This window comes from Streptomyces sp. NPDC096205 (assembly GCF_044763135.1).
Classification (GTDB): Bacteria; Actinomycetota; Actinomycetes; order Streptomycetales; family Streptomycetaceae; genus Streptomyces.
In genome coordinates, this window is sequence record NZ_JBIWFS010000011.1 from 90,773 (window position 1) to 105,573 (window position 14,801).

Annotated in this window: 16 protein-coding genes; 1 reads left to right on the plus strand and 15 read right to left on the minus strand. The window is 71.1% G+C overall.

The features are described 5' to 3' along the window. Positions 1–130 precede the first annotated feature (130 nt). The 11 genes from ACIQ6Y_RS34420 to ACIQ6Y_RS34470 form a co-directional block, all read right to left on the minus strand. On the minus strand, positions 131–463 hold the full coding sequence (locus tag ACIQ6Y_RS34420) for a TcmI family type II polyketide cyclase (protein WP_404045318.1): 333 nt from the start codon (positions 461–463) through the stop codon (positions 131–133). Between the two features lie 21 nt (positions 464–484). Next, positions 485–964: an SRPBCC family protein gene (locus ACIQ6Y_RS34425; RefSeq protein ID WP_404045320.1), complete on the minus strand. Its 480-nt coding sequence runs from the start codon at positions 962–964 to the stop codon at positions 485–487. A 1-nt stretch (position 965) separates the two neighbouring features. Next, positions 966–1,223 carry an acyl carrier protein gene (locus ACIQ6Y_RS34430; RefSeq protein ID WP_404045322.1) on the minus strand — a complete coding sequence of 86 codons (258 nt, stop codon included), beginning with the start codon at positions 1,221–1,223 and terminating at the stop codon, positions 966–968. A 22-nt stretch (positions 1,224–1,245) separates the two neighbouring features. Next, on the minus strand, positions 1,246–2,481 hold the full coding sequence (locus ACIQ6Y_RS34435) for a ketosynthase chain-length factor (RefSeq protein ID WP_404045324.1): 1,236 nt from the start codon (positions 2,479–2,481) through the stop codon (positions 1,246–1,248). Further along, positions 2,478–3,746, minus strand: coding sequence for a beta-ketoacyl-[acyl-carrier-protein] synthase family protein (locus ACIQ6Y_RS34440; RefSeq protein ID WP_404045326.1), 1,269 nt, complete (start codon positions 3,744–3,746; stop codon positions 2,478–2,480). The genes ACIQ6Y_RS34435 and ACIQ6Y_RS34440 overlap by 4 nt, the downstream gene beginning before the upstream one ends. Further along, on the minus strand, positions 3,743–4,105 hold the full coding sequence (locus tag ACIQ6Y_RS34445) for a cupin domain-containing protein (RefSeq protein ID WP_404045960.1): 363 nt from the start codon (positions 4,103–4,105) through the stop codon (positions 3,743–3,745). The genes ACIQ6Y_RS34440 and ACIQ6Y_RS34445 overlap by 4 nt, the downstream gene beginning before the upstream one ends. Before the next feature lie 140 nt (positions 4,106–4,245). After that, positions 4,246–5,418 (minus strand): SchA/CurD-like domain-containing protein, encoded by a 1,173-nt coding sequence (locus tag ACIQ6Y_RS34450; RefSeq protein ID WP_404045329.1) that lies wholly within the window; start codon positions 5,416–5,418, stop codon positions 4,246–4,248. A gap of 146 nt (positions 5,419–5,564) precedes the next feature. Continuing rightward, a complete protein-coding gene (locus ACIQ6Y_RS34455; protein WP_404045332.1) occupies positions 5,565–6,233 on the minus strand; it encodes a class F sortase in 669 nt (222 codons plus the stop codon). Between the two features lie 113 nt (positions 6,234–6,346). Next, positions 6,347–6,841 (minus strand): hypothetical protein, encoded by a 495-nt coding sequence (locus ACIQ6Y_RS34460; protein ID WP_404045335.1) that lies wholly within the window; start codon positions 6,839–6,841, stop codon positions 6,347–6,349. A 154-nt stretch (positions 6,842–6,995) separates the two neighbouring features. Further along, positions 6,996–8,666 (minus strand): FAD-dependent oxidoreductase, encoded by a 1,671-nt coding sequence (locus ACIQ6Y_RS34465; protein ID WP_404045338.1) that lies wholly within the window; start codon positions 8,664–8,666, stop codon positions 6,996–6,998. A gap of 182 nt (positions 8,667–8,848) precedes the next feature. Beyond that, the gene (locus tag ACIQ6Y_RS34470; RefSeq protein ID WP_404045340.1) at positions 8,849–9,544 is read right to left on the minus strand and encodes a TetR/AcrR family transcriptional regulator; all 696 of its coding nucleotides are present in this window, start codon (positions 9,542–9,544) and stop codon (positions 8,849–8,851) included. A 198-nt stretch (positions 9,545–9,742) separates the two neighbouring features. On the opposite strand from ACIQ6Y_RS34470, the gene ACIQ6Y_RS34475 reads away from it, so the two are divergent. Beyond that, positions 9,743–10,606, plus strand: a complete 864-nt coding sequence (locus tag ACIQ6Y_RS34475; RefSeq protein ID WP_404045343.1) for an NmrA family NAD(P)-binding protein — start codon at positions 9,743–9,745, stop codon at positions 10,604–10,606. Positions 10,607–10,800: 194 nt separating this feature from the next. On the opposite strand, the gene ACIQ6Y_RS34480 is transcribed toward ACIQ6Y_RS34475, so the two are convergent. The 4 genes from ACIQ6Y_RS34480 to ACIQ6Y_RS34495 form a co-directional block, all read right to left on the minus strand. Beyond that, entirely contained in the window at positions 10,801–11,841 is a 1,041-nt protein-coding gene (locus ACIQ6Y_RS34480) for a hypothetical protein (RefSeq protein ID WP_404045346.1), read from the minus strand. Positions 11,842–11,934: 93 nt separating this feature from the next. Continuing rightward, positions 11,935–12,852, minus strand: coding sequence for a sigma factor-like helix-turn-helix DNA-binding protein (locus ACIQ6Y_RS34485; RefSeq protein ID WP_404045963.1), 918 nt, complete (start codon positions 12,850–12,852; stop codon positions 11,935–11,937). Further along, a complete protein-coding gene (locus tag ACIQ6Y_RS34490; protein WP_404045349.1) occupies positions 12,759–13,562 on the minus strand; it encodes an aminoglycoside phosphotransferase in 804 nt (267 codons plus the stop codon). The genes ACIQ6Y_RS34485 and ACIQ6Y_RS34490 overlap by 94 nt, the downstream gene beginning before the upstream one ends. 132 nt (positions 13,563–13,694) lie before the next feature. Next, positions 13,695–14,351 (minus strand): DUF2637 domain-containing protein, encoded by a 657-nt coding sequence (locus ACIQ6Y_RS34495; protein WP_404045352.1) that lies wholly within the window; start codon positions 14,349–14,351, stop codon positions 13,695–13,697. Between the last annotated feature and the right edge of the window lie 450 nt (positions 14,352–14,801).

Consider the following 14,801-nt stretch of genomic DNA (forward strand, 5'->3'; position numbering starts at 1 on the left):
CGGCCCGCCCCTAACCCCCCACCCCCGCCGGGTCTCGCCCCCCCCCCGGGCGGGGGGGCGCCCCCCCCCCCCCCCCGGGGGGGGGCGGCGGGGGGGGGGGCCCCGGGGGCCCGGTGGGGTTTCGGCACGCTCAGCGTGCCGGGTCGCGCTCCCAGAGATAGAAGCGCTGTGCCATGGCGTCCTTCGGGGAGCGCCAGGTCTCGGGGTCGTACGCGCTGACGTACGCCGAGAGTTGCTCGCTGACGAGCCGGAACTCCGGATGCCCGGTCACCTTGGCGATGGCGGGGCCGGGGTCCTGCTCCGATTCGATGAGGTGGAGATACACATCACCGAACTGGAAGAGGCTGCGCCGGGAGACGCCCACGAGGTGCGGCAGCTCCCCGCGGTCGGACTCCGCGAAGATCTTCGCGATGTCGGGGGCGGAGCCCGGGGTCATCCGGGCCACGATCAGGGCTTGGTGCATGGGCACTGTCCTCCGTACGGCTCAGTCGGTCAGGCCCGGTGCGGTGCCCTGCTCGGCGGCCGCCTTCTCCACGCGGTCCCGGATGAGGGCCATCTGCACCTTGGAATTGCGGTTGATGTTGTCCGTCATCCAGTCGTCGTCGACCGGTGCCTCGGGCTTCATCTCGAAGTCCTGCGTCCACACCATCCGGGTGCCCTGCGGCGTCTCCTCGTAGGTCCACTGGATGTTCATGTAAGCGAAGGGACCGGTCTCGACCCGGTGCGCGTTGACCGTGAGGTTGTCGCGGTCGGTCTCCCTTTCCGAGACCCAGCTCCACACGGTGCCGTTCTCGTCCGGGTGCATGGTCAGCCGGAACCGGGTCCGGTTCCCCTCCCGGGACAGGATCTCCAGGGAGGCGTACTCGCTGAACAGCTGCGGCCAGCTCTCCAGGTCGTTGGTCATGTCCCACACCAGGTCGACGGGTGCGGCGATGGTGATCTCGTTCTGGGTGTGTCCCGCCATGTCAGGCTCCTGCCGGAAGTGCGCTGTTGACCTGGTCCAGGAACTGCCGGGGCGTCTTGGAGCGCTCCGCGTCCGGCGGCATGGGCGCCCCGTAGCGGTTCTCCAGCTCCCCTACGATGCCCAGCAGGCCGAGCGAGTCGACGCCGAAGGTGTCGAAGCCGGTGTCGAGGCTCTGCTGGAGCTCCTCGGAAGGCACGGTGACGCCGGCGGCCTTCTTCATCAGCTCGGCCAGCTCTTCGACGGTGATGCGGTCACTCATAGGTTTCCTCTCCTTTGCTGTGTCAGCGGCGCCGCAGCAGCAGCGCCGAGTTCGACCCCATGAGTCCGCGGCTGAGGACCAGCGCGGTGCCCAGCTCGGCGGGGCGCGCCCGGCCCGTCACGAGGTCGAGGTCGTGGCAGATGTCGAAGACATGGGGTGTGGGCGGGATCAGGCCCTCCTCCATGGCGAGGACCGCGGCCGCGGTGTCCAGTACGGGCGCGGCACCGTAGCCGCGGCCGATGCCCGTCTTGGGTGCGGTGACGGGCACGCGGGTGCCGTGCACGCCGAGGGCGTCGGCGATCGCCAGTGCCTCGGCCCGGTCCGCCTCGGGCACGCCCAGGGCGTCCGCGAAGACCACGTCGACCTCCTCGGGCGCGCAGTCCGCCTCCTCCAGAGCCACCCGGATGGCCTGGGCGAGCCCCTCGCGGGAGTCCGCCCAGCGGGAGGCGCCGGTGAAGGTGGCCGCGTGTCCGGCGACGACGGCCCGGACCGGGACACCTCGCTCGCGCGCGGTGGTCTCGTCCTCGACGACCAGCATGGCGCCGCCCTCCGCGGGCACGAACCCGCAGGCGGCAGAGGTGAAGGGACGGTAGGCCCGCTGCGGGTCCTCGACGGTGCTCAGCTCCTGGTAACCGAGCTGGCAGACCATCGAGTACGGGGCGAGCGGCGCCTCCGTCGAACCGGCCAGCACCACGTCCGTGCCGCGCCGCACCTCCCGCGCCGCGTGGGCGAGGGCGTCCAGGCCGCCGGCCTCGTCGGAGGCGACCACCCCGCACGGCCCCTTGAAGCCGCGGCGGATGGAGATCTGGCCGGTGCTGGCGGCGTAGAACCAGGCGATGGACTGGTACGGCCCGACGAAGCGGCTGCCCTTGCTCCACAGCTGCTGGAGCTCTCGCTGACCGAACTCGCCGCCGCCGGACGCGGCCGCGGTGACCACGCCCACCGAGTACGGCGCGGCCTCGCTGTCGCTGCGGCCGAGACGGGCGTCCTCGAGAGCGAGGTCCGCCGCGGCCATCGCGAAGTGCGTGAACCGGTCGGTCTGGACGAGGAACCGCTCCTCGATCGCCGCCGCCGCGTCGAAATCCGGGACCTGTCCGGCCACCCGCAGCGGCAGGTGCTCGCATCCCTCGCGGGTGACCGGGCCCAAGGCGTTGATGCCTTCCTTGGTGGCCTTCCAGAACGTCTCGGTGTCCGTTCCGTTGGGCGCGACGGCACCGATGCCGGTGACGACCGCGCGCCTGGGTTGCGGTGCGCTCATGGTGCTCCCTCCCTCCCCCGGGTCAGAACCACCGCGGACTGGAACCCGCCGAACCCGCTGCCCACGGAGAGCACGCTGCTCAGCTTCCGCTCGCGGGCGTCCCGCGGGACGTAGTCCAGGTCGCACTCGGGGTCCGGGGTCTCGTAGTTCGCGGTGGGGGGTACGACTTGGTGGGCCAGGGCCAGCACACAGGCCACCAGCTCGATCGACCCGATCGCGCCGAGGGAGTGGCCCACCATGGATTTGATGGAACTCATCGGCGTGGCGTAGGCGTGCTCGCCCAACGCCCGCTTCACGGCAGCGGTTTCGTGCCGGTCGTTCTGCTGGGTGCCCGAGCCGTGGGCGTTGACGTAGCCGATCGCGGTGGGGTCAAGCCGGGCGTGGTCCAGGGCGTACTCGATCGCCCGGGCCATCTCCAGGCCCTCCCGGGTCAGCCCCGTCATGTGGTAGGCGTTGCCGAACGTGGCGTACCCGGTGAGCTCGCAGTACACATGCGCCCCGCGGGCCCGTGCGTGTTCGAGTTCCTCCAGGACGAGCACCGCGCCGCCCTCGCCCATGACGAACCCGTCGCGGTCGGCGTCGAAGGGACGCGAGGCGTGGGCCGGGTCGTCGTTGTTCGGGGACGTGGCCTTGATCGCGTCGAAGCAGGCCATGGTGATCGGTGAGATCGGCGAGTCCGACGCTCCCGCTATGCAGACATCGGCCCGGCCCTCCTCGATCGTGTGGAAGGCGTATCCGACGGCGTCGAGCCCGGAGGTGCAGCCGGTGGAGACGGTCTGCACCGGCCCGCGTGCCTCGAAACGTTCGGCCACCGTGGCGGCGAGCGTGCTCGGGGTGAACGCCCGGTGCAGATGCGGCTCCGACCGCGCGGGGTCCACGTCCCAGCGCTCACCGCGGTGGCTGACCAGGACGTAGTCGTGCTCCAGCCGGGTGGTGCCGCCGACGGCGGTGCCCAGGCTGACCCCGATCCGCCAGGGGTTCTCCCGTGCGAGGTCGAGGCCGGAGTCACGGACCGCTTCCGCGCCGGCCACCAGCGCGAACTGGATGTACCGGTCGCAGCGTGCGATCAGCTCCGGTTCGAGCCCGTGGGCCTCCGGGTCGAAGTCGCATTCGGCGGCGATCCGCGACCGCAGGCCGGCCGGGTCGAAGAAGGTGATGCCCCGCGTCGCCGTACGCCCGTCCGAGAGAAGCTGCCAGAACGCCGGTGCACCGATGCCGCCCGGGGCGACGACGCCTATGCCGGTGACCGCGACGCGCCTGGTCATGGATGCACTTCTCGTCGGCCGGCAGCCAGGTCCGCGGCGACCACGACGGCGTCGTTGTCCTCGGTGTCGACGTGGCCGAGCGGCGGCTCGGGAGCCAGCGGGCCCAGATGGAAGACGATGCGGGCCTCGACGTTGCCGACGTTGCGGAAACGGTGCCGCACATAGGCGGGGATCATGAGCGCCTGCTCGGGCCGCAGCGGGTGGGGTTCGCCGTCCAGGTCCACCTCCAGCTGCCCGCACACGACGTAGATGAACTCCTCGGAGTACGGGTGGTAGTGCTCTCCGATGCGGTCGCCGGGCGCCACGGTGGCCACACCCATGAAGCCGCTGGTGGAGCCGACGGTGGCCGGGGTGAGCATGGCGCGCAGATCACCGCCGCGCCGGGTGTTGGGCTCGATGTCGCTGATGTCCACGAGCCTGACAGTGGGTTTGATCACGACGTTCCTCCGATCATGTGCGGGCGACTCGGGCCGGTCGCCGCGGCCCTGGCATCGGTGCATCAGGCCGCGGGCGCGCGGCGGTCGGTGATGAGGTCCATGCGGGTGAGGGTGAGAAGGCGGGCGAAGTCGCCTTCCTGGAGTGCGGCGCGCTTCTTGAGGGAGGAGGCGTCCGCGCCGAGCGCGTCGGTGTCGAGAAGTTCGAGCAGTTCGGCCGTCCGGGTGTGGTCCCCGAGACCGAGCATCCGGGCGGGGTCGGCGCCGAGTCCGGCACGCAGGTCGATCAGCCGGACCACGACGTCGTCGCGCTGGAAGATCGTGCTGCGCAGCACGGGGTTGTCCGGGCCGTCCGCCGCCGCGTCCTGCTGGGCGAGCAACTCGGCGAGCCGCATCCCGCGGCCCTCCAGGGCCGGGTAGTACAGCGCCACCCGTTCGGTGTCCGCGCCTTCCTGGCCGGCCGTCACATGATGGACGGCGGGCAGGGCCGCCCGGGTGAAGAAGACCCGCGCGGACTCCTGGTCGTCGAGGTCCCGGTCCTGCTCCAGATACGGGTTGATGGCCTCCTCGACGGCCCGTACCTCGGGCTGCCGGGCCACGTGGCGCAGCGCGGCGAGCAGGTCGCCCCGTACCTCGATGGCCCGCACGACCCGGTTGCCGTGCATGAACAGGGAGGTGCGGCACAGCCGGGTGGTGTCGTCGACCCGCGGCTCGGGCGAGGCGTAGTCGGCGAGGATCTTCGCGACGGTCTCCTCGCTGCCCGGCTTGACGGTGAAGGTGAGCGCGTGGCGGATCACGCCGTCACCGATACGGGGAGCCGTCTGGAGCCGGCGGGCCCCGGAGGCGGCCTCCGCCGCCGGTCCGCCGGTCTCGCGGACGACGTGGAAGCGAAGCGACCTGGTGTCGCGGACACAGCTGTGCAGGGGCTGCACCATCCGTACGTGCTCCTCGCTGTTGACCCAGGTGAGGAACGGCGGGGCACTCTCCCATTCGCTGGTGATGAGCCATTGGGAGGGGTTCTCGATGGACTGGCACAGCTGGTCGCTGACATGTCCGGGAACGGAGGCGACCTGGTTGCACAGCTGCTCGTACGCCTCCAGGAACTGCTGCTGAGCTCCTTCGTGGACGTCGACCAGCAGCACGACACGGAGTCGCGAGCCGTCGAACACGGACTGGGAGATCCGCTGCGACATCTGTCGCATCCGTGATGCGACAGCACGTTCGGACGTAGTGGTCATCCGGGTACATCTCCTTCGCGGGGGGCACAGGCGAACGCCGCCGCGGAATAGCGACGACAGCGTTTCTCGATCCTGTGCCCGGCCCCAGGAGAGCGCGACTTGGGGGCACTGCGCGGGTGAGGCGCAGGTACCTGACGGCGGCACAGTCACCTCAGGTGGGCGAAGACCACCAGGTTGTCCGTGTAGTCCCGGACGGCATGGTCGTAATCACCCGCACAGGTGATGAGCCGCACCTCCGCCTGGGCGCTGTCGCCGTAGACCCGCTCGTCGGGGAAGTCGTCCTTGTCGAAGGTCTCCACGTCGTCGACCTCGAAGGTCGCCCTGCGCCCGTCGGCCCGGTCCACGTGGAAGATGTCGCCCTTCTCGAGCTCTCCGAGGTTCACGAACACGGCCGCGGAGGTCGTGGTGTCGACATGCCCGGCGATGATCGCGGTGCCCGTTTCCCCGGGTGAGGCGCCCTCGGCGTGCCAGCCGACGAGGTTGGTGTCCCCGGCGGGCGGCGGTTCGAGCTGCCCCGAGGGGCCGATGGACAGCTCGGTGAAGGGGGCGTCGACCGAGATCTTCGGGATGAGCAGGCGCAGCGGCCTGGACCGGGGCAGATGCTTGGAGGCGGGCTGCCCCGCGGGGGGAGCCGACACGACCGACCGGGTGGCGGGCGGCGGGCCGGCGTTGTGGGACGGCTCGTCGTTGCCGCCCATCAGGCTCATGGCCAGCACCGTGCAGGCCACGGCCGACATCACCCAGGCGTTGGTACGCGCTCCCGGCTGCGCCGGAGGCGTGTCGCCGTCGGTGGGCGAAGAGGGAGGAACTGCCATCGGGATACCACCTCACCTGGGCACGGCAGCGGAGCTGAGGATCAGCGGGGGCGCCGGGCCGCCACGCGCGGCACACGCGCGGCGGCCGCAGCGACCTATCGCATCCGGCATGGTCAGGCCACGCTTCCGGCCGGCTTCCTCCGCCGCGCCGCGTACAGACCAGCGCCGGCGAGGGCGACCACGGCCAGGCCGCCCGCGGTCACCGTCGGGTCGGCCAGCGCGCCGCCTCCGGTGTGCATGCCGCCGCGGGGCTTCTCGTGGTCACCGCTCCAGGAGTTCTCGTCCTGCTTGCCGCTCCAGCTCTCCTCCTGGTTGGCGCTCCCGCTCTCCTCCTGCTTGCCGCTCCAGGAGCTGTCCTTCTCTCGGCCGTCCTGGGCGGGCTTCACCGCGGCCAGCGCGCCGCCACCGGTGTGCATGCCGCCGTGCGGCGAGTCCTCCCAGCTGTCCTTGCCGTGCTCCTTGCCCTGCTCCTCGCCGTACTCCTTGCCCTGCTCCTTGCTGTACGAGGTGTCGTCGTGGTCACTCCCGGCCGCGTAGGCACCGGGCGCGCCGAGTGCGAGGACGGCCGAGGCCGCCGCGGTGACCAGCAGGGTGCGTGCAGAACGCATCTGACTTCCTTTCCGCCGGAGGCGGGGGCAGCTGACACTGCATCAGCTGAGGTGGACCCCGCCTCGACGTGATCCACCGTCAGCCGGTATCGCTGTCCCCGCCAGTCGAGGCGATCACCTGGGTGACGCCCCGTCGGCTGCCCGGGTACGGGCGTCAGGTCCTGGCCAAGACCTTGGTCAGGGCGTCGCGCAGCGCGGAGGCGGCATCCGGGGCCGGCTCCGCGCAGCGCCAGGCGACGAACCCGTCGGGGCGGACGAGCACCGCGCCACCTGGCCCGATGCCGTGGCAGGCCGCCCAGTCCGCGTCGCCCTCGGGCGTCAGCTCGGCGTCGTCCCCGGTGCCGACCCGGTAGGAGATCAGCGGCAGGGACATCTCGTCGGCGAGGCGGACGGCGCTCGCGTGCCAGCCGCTCGGGTCGCCGGCGTCGCTGAGCAGGACGAGCGAGGTCTCGTAGAGGTCGAGCGTGGAGACCCGTTCCCCGCGGTGCCGCAGCCACAAGTGCGGGGCGCGGCTGCCGGGTTGGCCGGTCAGGTCGAGGCGCTCCGGGACGACGGGGGTCGCGGGATCGGCGTCCACGACGGCGCCCTGCGGGTAGCGGTAGCCGAGGGCCACGTTGAGGATGCCGCGCTGCGGTCCACCGCCACCGCCACCGCCACCTGCGCCGGGCGGCGGGGCGAAGCCCGGGTGGCTGTGCTCGACCGACCGGGTGGCGGCCCGGGCGCTGGTCGCCTCCGCGACCGGGCGGCGCTCGGTGTCGTAGCTGTCCAGCAGTTCCTCACCGGCCCAGCCGCCCAGCACCGCGGCCAGCTTCCAGGCGAGGTTGTGGGCGTCCTGGATACCGGTGTTGGAGCCGAAGGCGCCGGTCGGTGACATCTCGTGGGCCGAGTCGCCTGCCAGCAGGACGCGGCCCGACCGGTAGCTCTCGGCGACACGCTGCGCGGCGTGCCAGGACGCCCGGCCGGTGATCTGGACGTCCAGGTCCGGGTCCCCGACGGCGCGGCGGATGTGCGCGATGCACCGCTCGTCGGTGAACTCCTCCAGCGTTTCGCCGCGTTCGGGGTGCCAGGGGGCGTGGAAGACCCAGTTCTCGCGGTTGTCCACCGGCAGCAGCGCGCCGTCGGCGTCCTCGCCGGTCAGGTAGCAGACGATGAAGCGGCGCTCCCCCACCACGTCGGCGAGCCGGCGCGAGCGGAAGGTGATGCTGACGTTGTGGAACAGGTCGCCGGGGCCGCTCTGCCCGATGCCGAGCTGTTCGCGCACGGGGCTGCGGGGGCCGTCGGCCGCGACCAGGTAGTCGGCGCGGATGGTGGTGTGCTCGCCGGTCTCCCGGCTCTTGACCAACGCCGTGACACCGTCGGGGTCGCTGTCGAAGGACAGCAGTTCGGTGTTGTAGCGCAGGTCGCCGCCCAGCCGCGTCGCGTGGTCGAGGAGGACCGGTTCCAGGTCATTCTGGCTGCACAGGCACCAGGAGCTGGGGCTGAAGCGGGCCAGTCCGCCGCCGGGGTCGATCTCCCTGAACAGCCACTCCCCCGCGTCACCGACGAGGGTGGGGGTCTGCAGGATGCCGTGGTTGTCGGCGAGTGTGGCGGCGGCGTCGCGGATCGCCTGCTCGACGCCGGCCACCCGGAACAGTTCCATCGTACGGACGTTGTTGCCGCGGCCACGCGGGTGGATGGAGGTCGCGGCGTGGCGCTCCACCAGGGTGTGGCGTACTCCCAGGCGGCCCAGGAACAGTGAGGTCGACAGGCCGACCAAAGAGCCGCCCACGATGAGAACCGGGACCTGATGGGTCGTATGGTCGGTTGGATGGGCTCGTCGGGTCATCGCTCGCCTCCAGCGCGTCGAGTAGCGGATTCCGGCCGTTTACGGCCGAACCTCATCCATGCCCCCGCACCGTCCGCTCGGGCGGTGGCTTCACCCGCTTAACCCGTCTGATTCGCCGTGTCGGCCGCACGGCGGCACGGTCTCGCGGCTTGCCTTGCCGTCGTTCTTGCCGTCGCTCCAGCTCAGCCTTCGCCCCGTCGCAGCCACTCGTCGAGGAGGGCGGCTTCGGCCCTGCTGAGGGCGGGCAGTTCGGGCAGGAGGGTGCGGAAGGCCGCGACCACGGCCGCCGGGTCCCGGGTGGGGACAGCGGGCTCGTCCACGAGGATGGCGCGAGCGACCGCGTCGAAGGCGGCGTCGGCCAGGTGCGGGTCGCTCTGCTCGGGTGGCAGGGTCAGCAGGGTGTGGACGGTTCCGACCCCCGCCGAGCGGATGAGGTTGACGGCACGTTCCTCGCTGACCCGCAGCCGCCCGGCGGCGGCGATCCTGTGCACCCGCTCGGCGAGGATTCGCACGCCCTGGACCTGTGCCGGGGTGTCCCGTGCGCGGGCCGGGTCGAGCAACAGGCCATAGACGTACGGGTTGGCCAGGCCGAAGCTGATCTGCATGTTCCATCCGGCGCGCAGGTCCTCCACCGGGTCGCCCGAGGGGGCGGTGGTCTGCTTGCCTGCGACATGCTCGGCGAAGACGTGCTCCGCGGCGGCGTCCAGCAGGTCGTCCTTGTCCTGGAAGAGGCGGTAGAGGGCAGGGGGCTGCAGCCCGGCCTCGTGGGCCACGCGGCGTGTCGTCACCGCGGCCGGCCCCTGGTCGCGCAGCAGGTCGGCCGCGACCTTCACGATGCGGTCCCGGGTGCTGTCTCGCCGCTGCGTGTTCCGTGCCATGGAGACGATGGTATCGCCCTGCCGTGACAGCTGATGATATCGCTGTTATCGACGCTACATCGGCCGCGTGACCTGCCTGAACGTACTGGTCAGCCACGCCTGCCTCTTGAGCAAAGGCATCGTGCCGCATCCATCGGAAGTATCAGTGATAACGTGATTACCGTTCCACTGGAAACACACCGCCGATGGGGAGTCACCATGCTGATCGTCACGGGAGCCACCGGCCGCCTCGGTGCGCTGATCGTCGACCGCCTGTTGAAACGGATACCCGCCGAGAGGATCGGCGTCAGTGTGCGCGACGTGAGCAGTGCCGCCGGCCTCGCCGAACGGGGCGTCCGGGTCCGGGCGGGAGACTTCACCGAGCCCGGCAGTCTGAAGCACGCCTTCGAGGGTGCCGAGCGGGTTCTCGTCGTCTCCGCGGCCATCCGGGGCGGCGGCGCGTCGGCCGCCAACAACGCTGCCGTGGACGCGGCGCGGGAAGCGGGTGCCCAGCGCATCGTGTACACCAGCCACCAGGCCGCCTCTCCCACGTCACTCTTCCCGCCACAGCGGGTCCACGCGGCCACCGAGGAGCACCTTGAGCAGCAGGGCGTTCCCTACACCGCCCTGCGCAACGGCTTCTACGCCTCCACCTTGAGCCACTACATCGGCTCGGCGCTGGAGACGGGCATGCTCGCCGTGCCGCACGACGGCCCGGTGTCCTGGACGGCCCACGAGGACCTGGCGGAAGCGGCGGCCGTCGCTCTGACCGAAGAAGGGGCACTCGAGGGGGTCACACCACCGCTGACAGCCCGCCGCACGCTGGACTTCGCCGACGTCGCGGACATCGTCAGCCGCATCACCGGCCGGACCGTCACCCGAGTCGTCATGGACGACGACGAGTGGACTGCCGCAGCCGTCGCCGGCGGCATGCCGCGCCCGGCCGCGGAGTTCACCTTGACGATGTTCGCCGCCTCGCGCCGTGGCGAGTTCAACGTCACCGACCCCACGCTGGAGGCCGCCATCGGGCGCCCCGCGAAGACCGTCCACGAGGTGCTGGAGGCCGTCGTACGCTCCCGGTGAGCCGGCCCACTCTCAACGAGCCGCCGAGCTGACGTGGGTCAGGGGCTGGTGCGGGGGAGGCTCGCCGGCGGGGTCGCGCCGCTGGTCATGGTGAAGCCGAAGGTCGTGGAGGCGCCTGCGCCGAGGCTTTCGAACGCAGCCCAGTCGTGACCCGGCCCGGCGTGCACCTGCGGGCGGGCGCACGCCGGCGGGGGTCAGCCGGTGGGCAGGCCCAGTCCGTAGTAGGTGATGTCGTAACCGTCGACGTACGACGCCTCGCCGCCGACGATCAGGTCGGTCGGGTCGTTCACGCCCGCCGCCCTGGCTGTGGCCACGAGCAGCTCGGCGAGTTGGCTGCCCTTGGGGTCGCCGGGGCCGCCGGCGTCCACGCGCCACACCGGGTCGTCGTCGCTCCAGATCGACGCCGTCTGCGGGTGCTGGGCGACCGTGCCCCAGCCGAGGGCGGCGGGGTCGAAGTCGTCCGGGGCGAAGCAGCCGATCGACAGCCGGTCGCTGCAGGTCACGTCGAAGAGGAGCGGAGCGCCACGGTCGTTGCGGCCGTAGAACGGCATGCCGATCGATATCCCGAGGGCCGTGGTCTCGGCGGGCAGTGCGCCCAGGAAGTCCGCCAGCGACCGGGTGACGGTCTCCCAGCTGCGGGCGGTCCAGCGGCCGGGGAAGCCGAGTCCGGCATTGGCCCGGTCGCGATTACTGCCGAAGAAGCCGCTGATCGAGTTCTCTTCACCGACGCCCTGACGCCAGAACCAGTTCTCCGCCGGGTCGGTGGGCTGCAGCACCAGCTCCGGCCCCGCCTTTCCCGCGCGGAGTTCCAGGGTGTCCGGCCTGCCGCGCCAGCGCAGGAAGGGTGCTCCCCACAGCGGGCCGCTGTCGTAGAAGGGGCCCAGGTCGCCGTGGGAACCCATGACGGACGGTTTGCCCAGCGCGGCGGTGAGTTCGCGTCGGGCCTCGGCGAAGGCGGCGGCTTGCGCGGCGGCGTCCGGTGCGGCCGTCCCTACGGGGACCGCGAGTTCCACGTACGACTCGCCGCTCACGTAGCGCTCCTCGAACCGGCCGACCGGACGCAGGCGGGCGTTGCCCGTCGAGCGGCCGGTGACCAGTTCGGGATGGGTCGGTGTGCCCTCCCAGGCCCAACCGAGCTGTTCCGCAAGGGACTTCACGCCGTCCGGCGTCCAGCCTCCGCTGTCCGCGGCGACAAGTCGTCGGGCGAGATCCGCGACAGGTTCGACAGGTTCCATTTCGTTGCTTCCCCGTTGTTCGCTCACGCGATCATCGTGCCGCACGGCGTCCCAGCCGCTTCGGGCGGGGTACGTGGCCTGCGGCGGACCACGTCATCGCTCGGAGCGGGCCGGTGGAAAGCCGGGTTCCTCATGCGCCGGCGTCGTCGCCGTGGTGGCGGTGACGGCCCCGATGAGGACGGCCGTCACCGCGAACACCACGCGGGTGAGGGTACGTACGCGAAACTCGCCGGCGGCACGGACCGACCGGGGGTGGGCGAGCGTGGCGACGGACACGTCCTTGACGCGCATTCTGAGCGCATGACGAGCGGCGTCATTGCCGGTGTCGGTGTCGGTGTCGGTGTCGGTGTCGGCGGAAGCCTCCGGCAGGTACCGGACGATGCCGGCACGGGCGTGCCGCAGTCTGCTGTCCGTGGCGGCGACGGTGGCCTCCGTCTCCGCGGCGACCTCCTCCACGCTCAGTTCCAGACCGTCGCGCAGCAACGCCGCTCGGCGCTGCCAGGGCGGAAGTTCCAGGAACGCCCGCAGTACGGGGTCCGCGGGCTGCGGTGCGGGGCGCAGGCGCCGTAGCCGGTGCCAGGGCGAGAGCGCGTAGTCGTGGGTCTGTGCCCGTACCCATCCTTCGGGGTCGGGATCGCGTACGACGTCGGGCCAGCGTTCCCAGGCCCGGTGGAAGGCCTGCTCGGTGGACTCGAAGGCGAGCCGGCGGCATCCGGTCAGGACGTAGGCCTGCTGGACGAGGGCGGGTGCAGCGGAGGTGTACAGCGCGTCGAAGGCCGACTGTGCCGAGGTTTCGGCCGGTTGACTGAAGGAGTGGCGGTGCAGGATGCGGTGCTCCAGGTGTGAGTTCGGGCGGTGGGTGCCGCTGCTGAGCGGCGCCTGTCGCTTCGAGCGGTCGAGGCCCCGGCTCTCCCGGGTCAGAGGTCGGCGAGGAAGGCGGCGAACAGGGCGGCGCTGCGGGCCATGCGGTACTTCCAGACGGCCGGGTCGTTGTCGGCGACCTCGCCCCAGAGGCGGGCGTTGGCCGCTGCGAAAGCCGCCTTCGAGCCGGCGTCGGCGTGCTTCCACGAGGGGAAGGTGTCGGCGATCGCGTCGGCCTCGCGAGGGGTGTGGCCCGCGGACAGCAGGCGCAGGCTCAGGATCGCGGGATCGATCCACGCCGCGCCGCGCGTGGGCCAGGCCCAGTCCACCAGGTGGGCCCGGTCGCCGACGAGGACGTTGTCCGGCGCGAGGTCCGTGTGCAGCAGCGCGTCACCGGCGAAGAGGTGGGCCGCGCCGGGCGGTGCGTACGGGCCCCAGCGCTGCTGGGCCGGCAGGGCGCGGGCACTGTCGTCCACGGTGAGGCACTGGATCTCGTCCACGGCGGCCCGCACCAGGTGCAGGTCGGGGGAACCGGGACGGTAATCGGCATGACGGCCGGCGAGATACTGATAGCCGAGAAGCACCCAACCTCGTTCCTGAACCTGCCAGATGAGGCGCGGGCACGCCTGCGGCAGATACTGGTTGATCTCTGCCTCGCGCCGGAGACTTCCGGCTTGGGCGTGGCCTTCATGGAGGCCCTTGACGAAGACCATGCCGCGTTCGGTGTCCAGGCAGGCGGCGACGTTGCAGTTGCTGCCTCCCCTGACCGTACGGGCGGAGTGGATCAGCCCCGTACGGTCGCGCACCGCCTGCTGCACGGGCAGAGGGAGCGAGAGAAAGGGACGGCGGGCGAGAGGCATGTCGGACTTCTCCGTGTTCCTGATCTTGTAGTGACGGGACCGCGGTCGACCGAGGGGCACGGAGAAGCACACGGCGCCGTTACCGGCCATGCCCCGGAACGCCCAGGCGCGTCAGCGCCCCTGCGAAGTCCGTCATGCCTTGGAGCGCTGCGGCGCATGCGCCCCTTTGCGGGTGCGGTGCTTGGAGGAGACCTGCCCGACGAGTTCCCAGAAGCACACCAGAGCGGTGACCGGCGGGATGCCGAGGGTCACGTAGGCCAGCACCGAGCGGGTCGAGTGGCTGACGCACAGGGCCACCGCCATGGCGGACGTGACGAGCAGGACGCCCCAGGAGCGGGGGGCCGGCTGATGCTGGACGGTCGCCCGCAGAATCGACAGGGCTGCGACGAACCACGGCCCGTACACGGTCAGCGGCCACCATTGCGCCAGCTCCGCCGGCAGGACGAACTCGGCGATCGTGCTGAGCTGGCCGTAGGTGTAGGTGATGGACCAGCCCAGCAGGCACGCCGCGCAGACCGCGATGGCGGCGAACAGGACCGTCACCTGGTTGATGCGCTGACCGGCCACGAGGAACTGCCGTTTGGGCCGCATCCGCCTGCGCTCGCTGCGCGACAGCGGCCGGGTCGCACTCTCGACGGGCGGCCTGGAAACCGACGCCGCGGACAGCATCTCGGCCAGTTCCTCTTCGATCCCCCGCCGGTTCAGCGTGGCGTCGAGCCCGGCTTCGTCCCAGGCCTGCTGTGCGGGAATGGGGACGCTGTCGTACGGGTCCAGCGTGTCGTGGTCCAAGCTCTGGGGGTATCGCAGGACATAAGAACTTTCCCTGCTGCCGTACCAGTCCATCGGGGTTCCTTAGTAATATCGTGAATTGATCTGCCCGGAGCGCGGAACCCGGACGCCGGTACCGGTGCGGGTCGTCGACGACATGCCCCTCGCATGCCGGCCCGCCGATGTTCGGTTGTCATCGTCCTGATCTCGTTCGGAAAACCATCCGACGGCGCCGAGAAACCACCGCCACCCGTCAATCCCTCCGGATCGCCGAGAGTCGGGAGAATCCTTTCTCCGCGCCACCTGCCCCTTTCATCTGCGCATAACGAACGAGACCGGGGAAAGGAGTGTCCGACGATTGGGTGATCGAATCACGCGAACGTGTGACAGCGAGCGCCAGATCAAACGCTTGACCGACAAAACACTTCGAGGGGGTTGCGGATGAGGGCCGTCGGTCGTTCCGGGCGCGGG

Excerpts from the sequence above, each read along its gene's own strand:
- ACIQ6Y_RS34420 (WP_404045318.1), bottom strand. The coding sequence starts at position 463 with ATGCACCAAGCCCTGATCGTGGCCCGGATGACCCCGGGCTCCGCCCCC.
- ACIQ6Y_RS34425 (WP_404045320.1), bottom strand. The coding sequence starts at position 964 with ATGGCGGGACACACCCAGAACGAGATCACCATCGCCGCACCCGTCGAC.
- ACIQ6Y_RS34430 (WP_404045322.1), bottom strand. The coding sequence starts at position 1,223 with ATGAGTGACCGCATCACCGTCGAAGAGCTGGCCGAGCTGATGAAGAAG.
- ACIQ6Y_RS34435 (WP_404045324.1), bottom strand. The coding sequence starts at position 2,481 with ATGAGCGCACCGCAACCCAGGCGCGCGGTCGTCACCGGCATCGGTGCC.
- ACIQ6Y_RS34440 (WP_404045326.1), bottom strand. The coding sequence starts at position 3,746 with ATGACCAGGCGCGTCGCGGTCACCGGCATAGGCGTCGTCGCCCCGGGC.
- ACIQ6Y_RS34445 (WP_404045960.1), bottom strand. The coding sequence starts at position 4,105 with ATGCTCACCCCGGCCACCGTCGGCTCCACCAGCGGCTTCATGGGTGTG.
- ACIQ6Y_RS34450 (WP_404045329.1), bottom strand. The coding sequence starts at position 5,418 with ATGACCACTACGTCCGAACGTGCTGTCGCATCACGGATGCGACAGATG.
- ACIQ6Y_RS34455 (WP_404045332.1), bottom strand. The coding sequence starts at position 6,233 with ATGGCAGTTCCTCCCTCTTCGCCCACCGACGGCGACACGCCTCCGGCG.
- ACIQ6Y_RS34460 (WP_404045335.1), bottom strand. The coding sequence starts at position 6,841 with ATGCGTTCTGCACGCACCCTGCTGGTCACCGCGGCGGCCTCGGCCGTC.
- ACIQ6Y_RS34465 (WP_404045338.1), bottom strand. The coding sequence starts at position 8,666 with ATGACCCGACGAGCCCATCCAACCGACCATACGACCCATCAGGTCCCG.
- ACIQ6Y_RS34470 (WP_404045340.1), bottom strand. The coding sequence starts at position 9,544 with ATGGCACGGAACACGCAGCGGCGAGACAGCACCCGGGACCGCATCGTG.
- ACIQ6Y_RS34475 (WP_404045343.1), top strand. The coding sequence starts at position 9,743 with ATGCTGATCGTCACGGGAGCCACCGGCCGCCTCGGTGCGCTGATCGTC.
- ACIQ6Y_RS34480 (WP_404045346.1), bottom strand. The coding sequence starts at position 11,841 with ATGGAACCTGTCGAACCTGTCGCGGATCTCGCCCGACGACTTGTCGCC.
- ACIQ6Y_RS34490 (WP_404045349.1), bottom strand. The coding sequence starts at position 13,562 with ATGCCTCTCGCCCGCCGTCCCTTTCTCTCGCTCCCTCTGCCCGTGCAG.